Genomic DNA, 14,521 nt, shown 5'->3' with positions numbered 1-14,521 from the left:
CCGTCAGCGGACCGGGGGGGCGTAGATCAGCCCGCCCTTCGTCCATTGCGCGTTCAGCCCGCGCGGCCAGTTCAGCCCGCTTCCCGACCCGAGGTTGCGGCCATAGAGGGCGTCGTAACCGCTCACCGCCGCGATCACCTCGACCGCCCAACGGGTGTCCAGGCCAAGCCGCGCGCCAAGATCGCCCTCGGTTCCCAGCAGGCGATCGATCTCGGGAGACCCGGTGCCGCCCTGCGCCAGCGCGCGAACGTTCGACCCGTCGATGCCCAGCTCTTCGGCCGCCATCAGGGTGAAGATCGTCCAGTTCACCACGTCGGCCCACCGGTCGTCCCCGGCCGGAAGGGCGGCGGAGAGCGGCCGCAGGCTGAGCGCGTCACCGATCAGACCGTGGTCACGCAGCGCCTTGCCGTCGATCAGCGCGGCGGAGGCCAGCGCCAGCGATTCGTCGATGACGCTGTCGCAGTCGCGTTGCAGGTAGCGGCGATAGGCGTCAGCGGTGGATTTTGCCGGCACATCGGTCAGGTGCACGCCGCTGCGCGCCTGCCAATAGGACAACTCGGCCCGCCAGGGCGCGGTTTCGACCATGCAAGCCCGGCGGCCGTCGAGATCGGCCAGCCGGACGATCCCGCTGCTGCGCGGCACGATGGCGCCGATCCCGGCATAGAGGTAGGGGGACGAGGCGACGACATGCGGCTCGGCCCAGAGCGGGGCGTCAAACCCCTGCGGCGCCGGCACGATGTCGACCGCGCCGGACATCAGCATGGCGGACCAGTCGCTGTCGGTGCCCAGCACCCAGGTCACCTTGGCCGGATCGCCGAGGATCGCCGCGGCCAGCGCGCGGCAGAGGTCCGGCCCGAGGCCGGCAAAGCCGCCGGTGTTGTCCGGCTGGGCCAAGGGCGGCAGAAAGACCTGCACACCGCAGTTCAGGCTGTCGCGGCTGCGGATCGTGTCGATGACGTTGTAGGCGGCGCTGCGCGGCTCGGCGTAGCTGGCGGCGGCGGCGGCGCGGATCGGGCTGCCGTGGGTCAGCCCGCCCTGGGTCCAGAGCGCGTTCAGCCCGCGCGGCAGGTTCAACTCGGTCCCGTCGCCCAGCGTGCGGTCATAGATCTCGCCGTAGTTGCCCACCGCCGCGACGACGCGCAGGATCGCGTCCTGCGGCAGGTTCAGCGCCGCGCCGCCGCCGGTCAGCGCGCGGACCAGCGGATCGTCCGAACGCCGCAACCGCGCCGCGTCGACCTGGCGGATGTCCAGTTCCTCGGCCCGCTTGAGCCCGTCGACCACCCCGGCCACCAGCCGGCGCCAGCCCTCGTCGCCGTGGCGCACCATCAGGCTGAGGGGTTCGCGCGACAGGATCTCGGGCAGGATCATGTCCGCCTGCGGGTTTCCTTGCGCGGCGCGGGTCACGGCCAGCAGGGTCCGGTCGCTGGTCAGCACGTCGCAGCGTCCGGCGTTGTAGGCCTGCACCTGCTCGTCGTAGCTGCCAAGCAGCAGCGGCTCGTAACTCATGCCGTTGGCCTTGAAATAGGCGTCAACGTCGCGTTCCGCGTTGGTTCCGAGCGTGGTGCAGACGGTGGCGCCATCGAGGTGAAGCGCGCTGGTCACTCCCAGATCGCGCTTCACCATCAGTCCGAGGCCGTCGTAGAGCGTGATTCCGGCCGCGTTGAACGCAAGGTCGGAATCGCGCGACAGGGTCCAGCTGGTGTTGCGCGCCAGCACATCGACCTCGCCCGAGGCGAGCGCGGTGAACCGGGTGATCGCCGTCAGCGGCACGAATTCCACCGCCTCGGGGTCGCCCAGCACGGCGGCGGCGATGGCGCGGCAGAACTCGGTGTCGAGACCGCTCCAGCGGCCGCGATCGTCGGGGGCGGAAAACCCGGGCAGGCCGGTGTTCACGCCACAGTTCAGCCGGCCGCGCGCGATGACGTCCTGTTGCGTCCTTCCGGCGGTGCGCGACAGGTCGGCCAGGGTCATCTCCGGCAGCGCCGGCGCCGCGGTGGCGACGGCTGGGGGCGGATCCTTCGGCTTGTCGGGCAGCGGTGTGGCGACGGGTGTCGGTGCAGGGGCCGGAGTGGGCACGGGGGCGGGGGCCGGCGCGGCGGTCAGCCGTTCCAGCGCCAGGGCCGCCTGCTGCGCGGCGGGCAGGCCGTCATGGTCCCTGGTCACCGCCGCCAGGGCGGCGATCTTTTCGTCGCGGTCGGCCGTCAGCAGCGCGGCGGTCAAGGCGCGGTCGGCCCGGGTTTCGCGGTCGCGGCGGGCCGCGTCCTCGATCTGGCCCAGGGCCTGCACCGCCTTGTCCGCCGCGTCGGTTCCGGGGAAATCGGCGGTCAGCTTTTTCAGCGCCTCGGCCCGCGCGACGGGATCGAACATCAGCAGCGCGTTGGCCAGCGCCCGCGTCGCGGCATCGCCGTCGCTGCCGGTCTCGGGCCGGAACTCCTCAAAGCCCAGGTTCAGGACCTGGTTGATCATGGCGATCTTGTGCCCGCTGTTGAAGCTGTCGCCGCTGGGCTCCAGCCCGCCCTGGTTGTGCAGCGCCACCACGGCCAGCGTCTGCGCGTCCAACAGCAGCGACCCGGAAGAGCCGCCGGTGCTTTCACAGGTGTGACGCAGCGGCGAACGGTCGTCGGGGATCTCGGTCTGGCGGCGGTGGACCTGGCAGGTGCCGGTGGAATACTGCTGCGGCTCGGCGCCGGGATGGTGGATCATCCGCAGCTCCTGGAACGGCTCCACACGGCTCATCATCTTCATCGGGATGTGGCCGCCCAGGTCGGTGTTGGCGTCGCCGCCCACGATCTGGAGCACCAGCGCGTCCAGGTCCTTGTCCAGCGCCAGTTCGCGCGGGCTGACAAGGTAGGTGCGCACCGCGCCGGTGTCATCGCGCGAGGTGTAGTTGAAGTTGATCCGCGCCTCGCGCACGACAGTGAAACCGGCCTTCACGAGGTCGGGATCGTAGTAGCAGTGGTTGTTGGTCAGCAGGCGATTGTCGGGCAGAAGGGCTGCCGTGCAGTTCGACAGGAAGGGGCTTTCGAGTTCGAATGTCTCGCCGCCCCGGGTGATGGTGCGGGGCTTGCCGTCCGGGGTGATCAGGCAGACCTGGAGCCGCCCGACATGACGGGCCAGGCTGCGCACGTCGGCGGGGGCGCGGTTGATCGACAGCCAGAAGCCGCGCTTGACCTGGCCGTCGACGATCATCGACTGGAAGGCCGAGCTTTGCCGGTCGACGTCAAAGCCGAAGCCGCAGTCGCGCAGGTCTTGCGCGGTGGCCGCGCCCGCCGTGAGGACGAGAAGGCAGAGGGCCTGGAACCAACGCGTCACGGGTGCTCTCCAATGCAAAGAGGAATGTCCACAGTGTCGCACGCCGGGGTGGCCGCGGGCAAGGGAGTCGCTGGGTCGCAAGGCGGCAAGTGGGTATAGCCTGACCTTATGCAATTGTCCGCTTTCGAATTGGCGGTTTGCCTGTCGGTGGTCCAGAGTGCCTGCGCGAGGAGCGGAAGGAGACCCCGATGAGCGAGGGCAAGACGGCGCTGGTGATCTCGGCGCATGCGGCGGATTTCGTCTGGCGGTGCGGCGGCGCGATCGCGCTGCACGCCGAGATGGGCTACAGGGTGACGGTGGCCTGCCTGTCCTTTGGCGAGCGCGGCGAGAGCGCGCGGCTGTGGAAGGAAGGCAAGTCGTTGCAGGAGGTCAAGGACATCCGCCGCGCCGAGGCCGAGGCGGCGGCCGGGGTGCTGGGCGTGCACGAACTGGCCTGTTTCGACCTGGGGGACTATCCGCTGGAGCTGGACCGGGCCGACAAGGTCCGGCTGGTGGACCTGATCCGCAAGGTGCAGCCGGCCTGGATGATGAGCCATTCCAGGTGGGACCCCTACAACACCGACCACATGTACATGACGCAGGTGGCGCTGGAGTGCCGGATGGTCGCGCAGGCCTGGGGGCACAACCCGGGCGAAAAGGTGTTGGGCGCGCCGCAGCTCTACCTGTTCGAGCCGCACCAGACCGAACAGATGGGCTGGAAGCCGGACACCTTCCTGGACATCACGCCGGTCTGGGACAAGAAGCGCGCCGCGATGGAGCACATGAACGGTCAGGTGCACCTGTGGGATTACTACACCCGGGTGGCACAGCAGCGGGCGAACCACTTCAAGCGCAACTCCGGCGGCATGTCGGGCGGGCGCGACTGCACCTATGCCGAGGGCTTCGAGTCGGTCTTTCCGCGCACCGTGGACGAGCTGTGAGGGGAAAGGCGTTTCGAAACGCCTTTCCGGCGCCTGGTGCCTGAGGTTTTTCGAGAGCCGGGGCGCACCGGTGGAGGGAGGCGGAAAGGGGTTTCGAAACCCCTTTCCAGCACCCGGCATCGAGGGAGGACCCAGATGAGCAGACCGACCGATCCCAGCCTCGACATCGCCCACCTGGCCCACGTCGAGATGCTGACCGACCGGTGCGACGAGAGCCTCGATTCCTTCACCCGGGTCTACGGGCTGAAGCTGTCGTGCCAGGACGAGTCCAGCGCCTGCCTGCGCGCCTGGGACGAGTACGAGGTCCACGCGCTCAAGCTGACCCGCGCGGCGACCACCGGCATCGGCCACGTCGGCTATCGCGTGGACTCGCCCGAGGCGCTGGAGCGGCGGGTGGCGGCGATCGAGGCTTCGGGCTGCAGGTCGTATGGCAGGGTCGAGGACGACATGGGCCACGGCCGCGCCTACCGCTTTGAGTTCCCCTTCGGCCATCTCTTCGAGATCGGCTGGGATACGATGCGCTACTTGCCCGCGGCGGCGGATGCCCCGGCGCTGAAAAACAACGCCTCGCACTACCATGCGCGGGGCGTCGCGCCGCGCCGGATCGACCGTGTGACCCTCTTGGGCGAGGACGTGTCGGCCAGTAGGGCCTTCGTCGAGGCCGCGCCGGACAACCGGGTGAAGGAATGCATCCAGTTCGACAACGTGCGGCCCGGTGGGGTCTGGTTCACCTGCAACAACAAGACCTGCCCTGTTCCGAGCAACGCGGGCGCGACTGATGCTGGCGCCGGACTGGGAGCCGGTCTGCTGGACCGAGGAGGACCGCGAGAAGGGGCTGGCCTTGGGGGCTGAAGACGATCCCGACCTTCCACACCCACGGCACACCGCCGGTGGAGGTCTGAGTCGGGGCTTGCGCCCCGTTTTTGGGTATTTGGACAGAGAAGAAGCAGGGAGGAGCGGGTCATGGGAGTCGTCGTTCGGGATGTCGAGCGGGCCTCGGCCGAGGTGATCACGGGGCTGGGGGCGGCGGGTGTCGCCACTGTGCACGAAGCGATGGGGCGGCGCGGGCTGATGGCGTCGACCATGCGGCCGATCCAGCAGGACCTGGGGCTGGCCGGGTCGGCGGTGACGATTTCGGCGCCGCCGGGGGACAACTGGATGATCCATGTCGCCATCGAACAGCTGCAAGAGGGGGATTTCATGGTGCTGGCGCCGACCGCCCCCTGCGACATGGGCTATTTCGGCGACCTGCTGGCGACCTCGGCCATGGCGCGGGGCTGCCGGGCCCTGGTGATCGACGCAGGCGTGCGGGACACGCGGGACTTGCGCGCCATGGGCTTTGCGGTCTGGTCGACGGCGGTCTCGGCGCAGGGGACGGTGAAGGAGACCGTGGGCAGCGTGAATGTGCCGGTGGTCTGCGCGGGCGCGCTGGTCAATCCCGGTGACGTGATCGTGGCCGATGACGACGGCGTCTGCGTGGTGCCGCGCGCTGAGGCGGAGACGGTGCTGGCCGCCGCGCAAAAGCGGCTGGCGGCGGAAGAGGCCAAGCGACAGCGGCTGGCCGCGGGGGAGTTGGGCCTCGACATCTACGACATGCGCGGGCGGCTGGCGGAGAAGGGGCTGACATATGTCTGACGGAATCCGCTGCATGTGGATGCGGGGCGGGACCTCGAAGGGGGGATACTTCCTGGCCTCGGACCTGCCCGCGGACGCGGCGGCGCGCGATGCGCTGTTGCTGGGGGTCATGGGGTCGCCCGATCCGCGCCAGATCGACGGCATGGGAGGCGCGGATCCCCTGACCTCGAAGGTCGCGGTGGTGTCGCCCTCGGCGCGGCCGGGGGTGGACGTGGACTACCTCTTTCTCCAGGTCTTCGTCGACAGGGCCATCGTCACCGATGCGCAGAACTGCGGCAACATCCTGGCCGGGGTTGGCCCCTTTGCCATCGAGCGCGGGCTGGTGGCGGCGCAGGGGGACGAGACGACGGTCACGATCTGGATGGAGAACACCGGCCAGGTGGCCGTGGCGCGGGTGCAGACGCCGGGCGGGCGCGTGTCCTACACCGGATCGGCGCGCATTGACGGGGTGCCGGGGGGGGCGGCGCCCGTGCCGATCGAATTCCGCGACACGGCCGGGTCCACCTGCGGCGCGCTGTTTCCCAGCGGCAACGTTGTGGACGTGATCGAGGGCGTCGAGGTCACGCTGATCGACAACGGGATGCCCTGCGTGGTGCTGCGCGCCTCGGACATGGGGATCACCGGGCAGGAGACGCCCGAGGCGCTGGAGGCGGATACGGGCCTGCGGACGCGGCTGGAGGCGATCCGGCTGAAGGCCGGCCCGCTGATGACCCTGGGCGACGTGGCGGCGAAGTCGGTGCCCAAGATGTGCATGGTCAGCGCACCCTTTGCTGGCGGTTCGATCTCCACCCGGACCTTCATCCCGCACCGCTGTCACAAGACAATCGGCGTGCTGGGGGCGGTGTCGGTCGCCACGTCCTGCCTGACGCCGGGGGCGGTGGGGCATGACGTGGCGGTGCTGCCGGAGGGTGCGGCCAAGGCGCTGTCGGTGGAGCATCCGACCGGGGAGATGACCGTGGTGGGCCACGTGGAGGGCAGCGTGGTCACCCGCGCCGAGGTGCTGCGCACGGCGCGCAAGCTGATGGACGGCATGGTTTTCGCCAGTGAGTTGGCGGGTGGCTGAGGGATAGGGAGAGACGGCATGCGTATGGCATTCATCGGGCTGGGCGAGGCGGCGGGGGCGATCCTGTCGGGCTGGGGTCCGGAACAGGTGCGCGGGGTGCGGACCTTTGACATCAAGTCCGAGGCGCCGGAGACAGCGGGCGAGATCGCGGAGCGCGCGGCGCGGCTGGGTGTGACCGCCTGTGCGAAGCGGGCCGAGGCGCTTGAGGGGGCCGAGGTGGTGTTCTGCACCGTGACGGCGGACCAGGCGGGCGCGGCGGCCTCGGCCTGTGCGCCGCTGCTGGCGCCGGGTGCGCTGTGGTGCGACCTGAACAGTTGCGCGCCGCAGACCAAGGTCGCCTCGGCCGGGATCATCACCGCGGCGGGGGCGCGCTACCTGGACGTGGCGGTGATGGCGCCAGTCTACCCCAAGCGAAACATGGTGCCCTGCCTGCTCTCGGGGCCGGAGGCGGCAGAGGTGGCGCCATTGCTGGCCGACTTGCCGATGGCGGTGCGCGTGGTGGGCGATGCGGTGGGGCGCGCGTCTTCGGTCAAGATGGTGCGGTCCGTGCTGGTCAAGGGGATGGAGGCGCTCACGGCGGAATGCGTGCTGGCCGCCGTGCTGGCGGGGGTCGAGGAGGAGGTGTTCCCCTCGATGAAAACGGCGCATCCGAACATGGATGTGCCCGCGCGGGCGGCCTACAATTTCGAGCGCACCCTGGTGCACGGGCAGCGGCGCGCGGCAGAGATGGACGAGGTGGCCAAGATGCTGGCGGGCATGGGGCTGCCGAACGTCTTGTCGGTGGCCACGGCCGAGTGGCAGCGCAAGCTGTCGTCTTCCGGGGTGACGCTGCAAGAGGGCGAAGAGCCGGATCACCGCTGGTTCGCCGAGGCGTATCTTCGCAGCTGGGGTTTGCGCTGAGGCGGGTCCGGCTGCGAGGGGGCGTCAAGACCGGATAACATCCCGCCAAAGCGCGGCAGCCCAACGGGCGGCAGGCGTCTGTCCCTGTCCGACACCCGCGTTTCGCGATTCCAGGCCCTGGACCATCGCGACATCGTTGCGCTGGTCAGCCTTGGGCAGTGGGTCCGAGAGAAGACGCATGCCGCCGATCCCGCCATAGGGGGCACGATCCGTCCGGAAAGGAAAACGGCGGCGCAAATTGCGCCGCCGCCATCCGTTTCGGGAAAGATCAGTTCACGCAGGTGTCGACGTTGTCGTTGTTGCAGATGTCGAGACCGGTGTAGATCGGATCCTCAGGCGTCTTGCCCTCGGCGATGTCCTTCAGGATGTACATGGCCTTGTAGCCCATCTCGTAGGGACGCTGGCCGACCAGACCGTTGCCCAGGCCGTCCTTGGTCTGCGCCAGCTGCATCGGCAGCGTGTCGGCGACGACGATGGTCAGCTCGCCGGCATCCATCTTGCCCTTGTAGGGCTCGGCGGCGTTCCGGTAGGCGTTGTCGAACCACTGGGTAAAGGCGCCGGTCGACAGGAAGGCGGTCAGGTCCGGATTGGCGGCCAGGATGTCGGTCATGCCCTGCACGGCGACGTTGCCGTCGTCGTTGGTGATCAGCGGGCAGCCCGAAATCTCGGTCCAGCCGTTGTCACCGGCCAGCGGGCGTCCGGGCGGGTCACCCAGTTCCATGCCGGCAAGGGTTTCCCGCGCGCCCAGCAGTCGTTCGTTGTGGTTGGCCGCCGCGGCGCCGCCGGTCTGCAGGCAGATGGTGCCGCCGTCCGGGTGGCGCGCCATCACCAGCTCGGCCAGGTGGACGCCGATGTTGTAGTTGTTGGTGCCAACGTAGGTGGTGCGCAGGCCCTTGTCCTCGGGCAGCAGGTCCGAGTCCCAGGTGATGACGGGAATGCCCGCGTCAACAGCGGCCTTCAGCACCTTGCCCATGGCAGGCGCGTTCGAGGGCGCGACCGCAATGCCATCCACACCCTTGGTGATCAGGTCCTGAACGATCTGGATCTGCTCGAGCTCGGTATGTTCACCGGGGCCGATGTATTCGCAGGTCACGTCGGCCAGTTCTTCCTGAGCCTTGTAGCATCCGTCACGGGCCAGGTCGAAGAACGGGTTGTTCATCGCCTTGGGCACCAGCGCAAAGGTGTAGTCGGCCGAAGCCATCACCGGCGCGAGCATCACAAGCGCGGTCGCAGTCAACAGTCTCTTCATGAGTTTTCCTCCCAGGTTGCCATGAAGTCGGGGGCGATCATTTGCCCCCGCGGTTGCGGAGTTGTTCCAGGAGCACCGCTAGGATGAGGAACAGCCCGACAAAGAATTGCTGCCACAGCGCCGGGATCCCGGCGAGCAGCAGCGAATTTCGGATGAGTTCGACCAGCGCCGCGCCGATCGGCGCGCCGAGCGCATAGACCACGCCGCCCATCAGGTTGGCGCCGCCGATCACGCTGGCCGCGATCACGTTCAGCTCGTAGGTCGCGCCCATTCCGTTGGTGGCCGACCCGGTGTAGCCGATGAACATGAAGGCGGCGATGCCGGTGCAGACCGAACAGACCACGTAGACCGAGACGATGACCCGTTCGACCGGGATGCCCGACAGCTTGGCCGCGTGGGCGTTGCCGCCGATGGCGATGACCCAGCGGCCCCACTGGGAATAGCGCCAGACCCAGAGAAAGAAGAGCGTCATGAAGGTCAGCACCCAGACCACGTTGGGCACGCCCAGCACGCTGCCGCCGCCGATCCATTCGAATATCTCCTGGTCGGGGCCGAACTCGTAGACCATCTTGTTGTTCGAGATCACCATGGCGATGGAACGCGCCATCGCCAGCATCCCCAGCGTCACCACGAAGGGGGCCAGCCGGACGTAGGCGATCAGGATGCCATTGATCATCCCGACCACCACCGCCGTGCCGATGCAGACCAGGAAACCGACGCCGACGCTCCATTCCGCGTTCAGCACCAGCGCCAGGTTGATGCCGCAGAGCCCCAGCAATGAGCCGACGGACAAGTCGATCCCGGCGGTGCAGATCACCGCCGACATCCCCAGCGCCATGATGCCGAAAAAGGCCATGTTGCGGGTGATGTTGAACATGTTGCGTTCGGTCAGGAAGGCGTCCGAGACAAAGGTCATCACCGTGCCGATGGCCAGGATCGCCACGAAGACCCAGAACGGCTGGGTCCTGAGGATCGCACCCAGGCCCGACACCTCGCGCCGCGAGGTGATGCTGTCGTCGATGGCGGCGTGGTCCTTGCGGGCCTGCGGGGTCTGCGTGCTGTCGGTCATGCTGCCTCGATCGCTCCGATGATGAGCCCCGTCACTTCTTCCGGGCTGGTGTCCTTGATCCTCTTGTCGGCCACCTTGGATCCGCGCCGCAGCACGGCCACCCGGTCGCAGACCTCAAAGACGTCGGGCATGCGGTGGCTGACCAGGATCACCGCGTGGCCGGTGGCCTTCAGCCGCTTGATCAGGTTCAGCACCTCCGCCACCTGCCGGACCGAGATCGCGGCGGTGGGTTCGTCCATCAGCACCAGCTTGGGGTCGGACAGGCGGGTGCGCGCGATGGCGACCGCCTGGCGCTGGCCGCCCGACATCTGCTTGACCAGGTCGCGGGGCCGGGTTTCGGACTTCAACTCGCCGAAAAGTTCCCCGGCGCGGTTGTACATCGCCTGGTGGTTGAGCTTGCGAAAGGGCCAGAGACCGGACTTGAGCTCGCGCCCGAGAAAGACGTTCGCCGCAGCGGTGAGGTTGTCGCACAGCGCGAGGTCCTGGTAGACGATCTCGATCCCGTTCTCGCGCGCGTCGATGGGCCTGCTGAAATGGACCGGCTTGCCGTCGATGCGGATTTCGCCGCCGGTGGGCGGAAAGTTCCCGGCGATGATCTTCATCAGCGTGGATTTGCCCGCCCCGTTGTCGCCCATCAGGCCGACGGCTTCACCCGGCTGAAGCGTGAGGTCGACGCCGTTGAGCGCATGGATCGCACCGAAGCTCTTGGTGATGTTTTTCAATTCCAGAAGAGCCAAGCTTGTTCCCCCTCAGGTCGGCCGTCGCAACATTTGCTGCGGAATTGCCAGCCTAGAAATGATTATTGCGGCGCTGGATTCGTGTCAACTGTCATTGCCGGGCAGCACCTGCGCGGGTCCAGTCCCGCCATCGCGCACCGCAGGACCCTGGGGTCCGAAACCGGCTTTCGCCGCCTGGTGCCGATCGAGCCGTTTGCGGGGATCCCTGATTTCAATCTGTTTGCGCCCCTCTTGCGGGGGCGTCCTCCCATCATTTTCGACTTGGAGTATGCAGGGTTACCGCGCGACCTCAAACCCTCTAGACAGGCAAAAAATGATGTGAAAAGCATCAGAAGGCAGGTCGAGATACGCGCGGACGGACGGGGTGGGGCAGGGTCATGGCACGGCGGGACGGACGCAGCGGGTGGCGTGGTCCGACGATCCACGAGGTGGCGGAGCTGGCCGGTGTCGGGCCTGCCACCGTCGACCGGGTGCTGAACAACCGGCCCAACGTGCGCGAGGCAACGCGCCAGCGTGTCCGCGCCGCCTATGACAAGCTGCGGCTGGAAATCACCCAGGCGGAACCGTTGCAGGTGGCGCTGTTCTGCGAATCCGGAGCCAGCTTCAACGCGACCATGGACGCGGCGGTACAGACCGTTCACCGGACCCTTGCGGGGGTCGACATCCGCGGCAGCTATGCCCTGACCAACGTCCTTGACCCGCAGGTCTTTGCCTCGGGCCTGCTGGAGGCCGGCAAGACGGCGGGGGGCGCCCTTGTCGTCGCACGCGAGCACCCGGCGATCAACGGTGCCATCCGCCAGCTGCGCCGGGCGGGCAAGCCCGTGGTCTGCCTGACCACGGACCTGCCCAGCAGCCGCCGCAACACTTATGTCGGCAACGACCAGCACGCCGCCGGAAGCGTTGCAGCGCAGCTGATCGGCCATGCGCTGTCACGCAAGGACCAGCGCATCCTGCTGGTCATGAGCGCCGCCTTCCGCTGCCAGAAAGAGCGCGAGCTGGGCTTTCGCCGCGTGCTGCGCACGGTCTTTCCGCACCTGCGGATCGAGGAACGCGTCATCTCGGACGACGTTCCGGCCAGCACGCAGGCACAGCTGACCGGCCATTTCGACACGCACGGGGTGCCGCAGGCGATCTACAACGTCGCCGGGGCGAACCGGGGCGTCGCCTGGGCGCTGGAGCAGACCGGCAGGGCGCAGTCGGTGATCTTTGTCGGCCACGAACTCACGCCGGTGTCGCAGCAACTGCTGACCTCGGGCACGATGGACTACGTGGTGTCGCATGACTTCGTGGCCGAACTGTCGCAGGCGGTCCGCTGGATCGAGGATTTCTACAAGGGCGTGACCAGTGATCCGCCACCGTCACCGATCCTCTTGCACACGCGCTACAACTGCGGATTGTGAGGCAAGAGGCCGCCTTGCCCGGTGGTGAACCCGGTTCGCACGGACAGCCGGTTGCCATTGTGCCTGAACGGGATCGGCATCAGGACATGCCAGGCCCGTCTTTGAGAAGAACGCGCAAGAGCGCCTCTTCGTGCTCATGGGCGGCCGCATCGTAGGGTTCTTGCCGCCAGGGCCAGCTGTCACGGTCTTCGGCGATGAGCCGGTCAAGCGTCGCCTGATCCAAAGCCGTATCACCGCTGCGCACCGACCGGACATAGGCCATGAGTGGCTCCCGGCCGGTTCCACACAGTTGCAGATACCCGCTCGCCCTGTCGGCATCGTACATGTGTCCATGCGCCCGGAAGTTGGCTCTTGCCTGGTTCAACGAGTAGCCTCGGTTCGGGCCGTTGCAGATCTCGTCATCGGCGCGGTCGATCAAGTCGATTTCCCACCAGCAGATCGAACAGGTGGCAGTGCCCCAGCAGCGAAGGGACGGAAGACCGCAGCATGGACAGGTGAAGGGTGGGCGGGGCATTGACACTCTGGCGCTACTTGGTCGTAAAGCCGGCGGGAGGGGGAATGGGCGGCCTGTCGTCTTTCATCAGGTCCACGGCGAGATTTACCGCTCTTTCCAGTTGTCCCGCTTTCCCCGATACCAGTTTCTCGAACATCGTCAGATGCTCTTCGGGATAAGTCGAGGTCCTGTTCCTCATCGTGGTGTAATAGGCGAGGTCTGCCCGGCGTTCCTCGCAGCGGCAGGGTTTCAATCCGTGCGACGGCGTCTCGCAGACATCGGCACGCCTTGTCGCGATCGGCAGCATCAGACGGGACTGGATGTAGCCGCGGCAGGCGTCGCTCTTGCCGCTGCAGTGTTCCTTGTACAACTCGGCGATGCGCCGTTTTTGCTGTTGAACAAAGGCTTCTGACGGATCGGCGGATGAAATGTCGGCGCCGGGTTGTTGCGAGCAAGTGGGCGGCTTGGCCTTGAGGGGGGGCGACTTGGGCGCAGTCGGCTTGGGAGGGGGTTCTTTCGGCGCGTTGTAAGCCTTGATTTTCCTGCGTGCCTCGTCAGCCGAAATGCCACCAATGTTCACGGTGTGCTGATCGTATTCGTTCGAGCCGAAGCGAAATCCGAACGAGATCGGCAGAGGCTCGTGCCCCGACTGGCTGCAGATGGCGGCGTTCGAGCGCCCTCCGAGGACCCGGTAATCGGTCTTGTCGATGAGGCTGCCGCAGATCGAGCTGATCCCGAGAAACCCGGGCTTGTCGAGATCGAAGACCACCGGCGCAACATCGCCACTTGTCGTGTCCCGCAAACGAAAAGTGAAGGCGTGCACCGTTCTGGCGTTGCGATACTCTGAGAAGCAATTCCCGGGATCGAGGGGATACCATCCGGTTACGTGGTGCCTGATACCGCTTTCATACCCCTCGAGCAGGGTGAAATCGACCTGCACCCTGCTCGTGTTGCATATCTTGAGGAACCCCGCATGCGAGAGCGACGGAACCAGGCAAAGAACGAGGCAGAAAAAGGCGCTCCGGCTCAATTCGGCGGGAAGTGCGCTGCGAGCAGCCAAGCTTCGAAATGGTGACATCCCAAAAACCCTTTGGAAAAAGCGCCCTGTCTGCTTAAAGCGGGCGCCGCAACTGCGGGAAAGGTATGGAAAACGAGCCTTGCGATCAAGATCGCCCGCCGGTTGCAGCGCGACAGTGGACCCGTCACGGTTTGGGTCCGGTCACGGTGCGCGTTTTGGCCTGCTGCCGGTTCCTTGCACAGAACGACAAGATCGTGACCACGACACTGGACTTGCGGCCAGGCGCAATGTCACGCTGCTTGCGTGCTTCCACCGCGTGCCGCGTTCCCAGCCCGCGCTTGATCTCCCTGCCGACGGGTTTCCCGGTCCACGGATTTGGAAGCCCCACCAGTTCCCTGGGGGTGATCATCCGAAAGACCCAGCCAGTTCCGGGGCCGCGTGGTTGGATAAGATAGTCCATGTCCTCAGCCAGCTTCTTGTGGTCCATTATGGACAACGACTTTCTGGAGATCGTCTGGCTTTCTTCTTTGCCATCAATGGCTTGGAAGAAATGGCGGAGAGACAGGGATTCGAACCCTGGGTCCCCGTGAAGGGACAACGGTTTTCGAGACCGCCCCGTTCGACCGCTCCGGCACCTCTCCGCGGGGGTCTGGGTGACGCGGCATGTAGCCAATTCGCCAAGCCAGCGCAACCGGCAAATCACAGGTTTCTTCACGACAGCTTCG

General features: G+C 67.0%; 13 protein-coding genes and 1 tRNA gene. 6 read left to right on the top strand and 8 right to left on the bottom strand.

Annotated features, from left to right (window positions below; translation table 11 throughout):
• Window positions 1-3: 3 nt before the first annotated feature.
• A complete protein-coding gene (locus MAA8898_RS26290) occupies window positions 4-3,312 on the bottom strand; it encodes a transporter substrate-binding domain-containing protein (RefSeq protein ID WP_176445184.1) in 3,309 nt (1,102 codons plus the stop codon).
• A 188-nt stretch (window positions 3,313-3,500) separates the two neighbouring features.
• Here MAA8898_RS26290 and MAA8898_RS15465 point away from each other — a divergent pair, with 188 nt between their 5' ends.
• From MAA8898_RS15465 to MAA8898_RS15445, 5 genes are all read left to right on the top strand, one after another.
• Window positions 3,501-4,232 carry a PIG-L deacetylase family protein gene (locus MAA8898_RS15465; RefSeq protein ID WP_094021932.1) on the top strand — a complete coding sequence of 244 codons (732 nt, stop codon included), beginning with the start codon at window positions 3,501-3,503 and terminating at the stop codon, window positions 4,230-4,232.
• A gap of 135 nt (window positions 4,233-4,367) precedes the next feature.
• The gene (locus MAA8898_RS15460) at window positions 4,368-5,084 is read left to right on the top strand and encodes a VOC family protein (RefSeq protein WP_245853433.1); all 717 of its coding nucleotides are present in this window, start codon (window positions 4,368-4,370) and stop codon (window positions 5,082-5,084) included.
• A 111-nt stretch (window positions 5,085-5,195) separates the two neighbouring features.
• The gene (locus MAA8898_RS15455; RefSeq protein ID WP_094021931.1) at window positions 5,196-5,867 is read left to right on the top strand and encodes a 4-carboxy-4-hydroxy-2-oxoadipate aldolase/oxaloacetate decarboxylase; all 672 of its coding nucleotides are present in this window, start codon (window positions 5,196-5,198) and stop codon (window positions 5,865-5,867) included.
• Window positions 5,860-6,930, top strand: coding sequence for a 4-oxalomesaconate tautomerase (locus tag MAA8898_RS15450; RefSeq protein WP_094021930.1), 1,071 nt, complete (start codon window positions 5,860-5,862; stop codon window positions 6,928-6,930). Before MAA8898_RS15455 ends, MAA8898_RS15450 begins: the two co-directional genes overlap by 8 nt.
• Window positions 6,931-6,948: 18 nt before the next feature.
• Window positions 6,949-7,830, top strand: a complete 882-nt coding sequence (locus MAA8898_RS15445; RefSeq protein ID WP_141194871.1) for an NAD(P)-dependent oxidoreductase — start codon at window positions 6,949-6,951, stop codon at window positions 7,828-7,830.
• 268 nt (window positions 7,831-8,098) lie between these two features.
• On the opposite strand, the gene MAA8898_RS15440 is transcribed toward MAA8898_RS15445, so the two are convergent.
• From MAA8898_RS15440 to MAA8898_RS15430, 3 genes are read right to left on the bottom strand one after another with little or no spacing between them, the layout of a single operon-like run.
• Window positions 8,099-9,079, bottom strand: coding sequence for a sugar-binding protein (locus MAA8898_RS15440; protein ID WP_094021928.1), 981 nt, complete (start codon window positions 9,077-9,079; stop codon window positions 8,099-8,101).
• 37 nt (window positions 9,080-9,116) lie between these two features.
• The gene (locus tag MAA8898_RS15435) at window positions 9,117-10,148 is read right to left on the bottom strand and encodes an ABC transporter permease (RefSeq protein ID WP_094021927.1); all 1,032 of its coding nucleotides are present in this window, start codon (window positions 10,146-10,148) and stop codon (window positions 9,117-9,119) included.
• The gene (locus tag MAA8898_RS15430; protein ID WP_094021926.1) at window positions 10,145-10,885 is read right to left on the bottom strand and encodes an ATP-binding cassette domain-containing protein; all 741 of its coding nucleotides are present in this window, start codon (window positions 10,883-10,885) and stop codon (window positions 10,145-10,147) included. The genes MAA8898_RS15435 and MAA8898_RS15430 overlap by 4 nt, the downstream gene beginning before the upstream one ends.
• 377 nt (window positions 10,886-11,262) lie before the next feature.
• Here MAA8898_RS15430 and MAA8898_RS15425 point away from each other — a divergent pair, with 377 nt between their 5' ends.
• Window positions 11,263-12,285, top strand: a complete 1,023-nt coding sequence (locus tag MAA8898_RS15425) for a LacI family DNA-binding transcriptional regulator (RefSeq protein ID WP_094021925.1) — start codon at window positions 11,263-11,265, stop codon at window positions 12,283-12,285.
• Between the two features lie 79 nt (window positions 12,286-12,364).
• Here MAA8898_RS15425 and MAA8898_RS15420 read toward each other — a convergent pair whose 3' ends face one another.
• From MAA8898_RS15420 to MAA8898_RS15405, 4 genes are all read right to left on the bottom strand, one after another.
• Window positions 12,365-12,799, bottom strand: coding sequence for a CPCC family cysteine-rich protein (locus MAA8898_RS15420; protein ID WP_094021924.1), 435 nt, complete (start codon window positions 12,797-12,799; stop codon window positions 12,365-12,367).
• Window positions 12,800-12,812: 13 nt separating this feature from the next.
• Complete coding sequence (locus MAA8898_RS15415) at window positions 12,813-13,838, bottom strand: hypothetical protein (RefSeq protein ID WP_141194870.1); 1,026 nt, start codon at window positions 13,836-13,838, stop codon at window positions 12,813-12,815.
• A 142-nt stretch (window positions 13,839-13,980) separates the two neighbouring features.
• A complete protein-coding gene (locus MAA8898_RS15410; RefSeq protein WP_176445183.1) occupies window positions 13,981-14,256 on the bottom strand; it encodes a hypothetical protein in 276 nt (91 codons plus the stop codon).
• Window positions 14,257-14,347: 91 nt separating this feature from the next.
• Window positions 14,348-14,437: transfer RNA gene (locus MAA8898_RS15405), tRNA-Ser, on the bottom strand.
• Window positions 14,438-14,521: the final 84 nt, after the last annotated feature.

This window comes from Antarctobacter aquimaris (genome assembly GCF_900184945.1).
In the GTDB taxonomy this organism is placed as follows: domain Bacteria; phylum Pseudomonadota; class Alphaproteobacteria; order Rhodobacterales; family Rhodobacteraceae; genus Maliponia; species Maliponia aquimaris.
This window is presented reverse-complemented; position numbering and strand designations above follow the sequence as displayed.

Bases quoted from the DNA above. Each gene is read 5' to 3' on its own strand.
- MAA8898_RS15460 (WP_245853433.1), top strand. From the start codon at position 4,368: ATGAGCAGACCGACCGATCCCAGCCTCGACATCGCCCACCTGGCCCAC.
- MAA8898_RS15435 (WP_094021927.1), bottom strand. From the start codon at position 10,148: ATGACCGACAGCACGCAGACCCCGCAGGCCCGCAAGGACCACGCCGCC.
- MAA8898_RS15420 (WP_094021924.1), bottom strand. From the start codon at position 12,799: ATGCCCCGCCCACCCTTCACCTGTCCATGCTGCGGTCTTCCGTCCCTT.
- MAA8898_RS15440 (WP_094021928.1), bottom strand. From the start codon at position 9,079: ATGAAGAGACTGTTGACTGCGACCGCGCTTGTGATGCTCGCGCCGGTG.
- MAA8898_RS15465 (WP_094021932.1), top strand. From the start codon at position 3,501: ATGAGCGAGGGCAAGACGGCGCTGGTGATCTCGGCGCATGCGGCGGAT.
- MAA8898_RS15450 (WP_094021930.1), top strand. From the start codon at position 5,860: ATGTCTGACGGAATCCGCTGCATGTGGATGCGGGGCGGGACCTCGAAG.
- MAA8898_RS15425 (WP_094021925.1), top strand. From the start codon at position 11,263: ATGGCACGGCGGGACGGACGCAGCGGGTGGCGTGGTCCGACGATCCAC.
- MAA8898_RS15445 (WP_141194871.1), top strand. From the start codon at position 6,949: ATGCGTATGGCATTCATCGGGCTGGGCGAGGCGGCGGGGGCGATCCTG.
- MAA8898_RS15455 (WP_094021931.1), top strand. From the start codon at position 5,196: ATGGGAGTCGTCGTTCGGGATGTCGAGCGGGCCTCGGCCGAGGTGATC.
- MAA8898_RS15410 (WP_176445183.1), bottom strand. From the start codon at position 14,256: ATGGACTATCTTATCCAACCACGCGGCCCCGGAACTGGCTGGGTCTTT.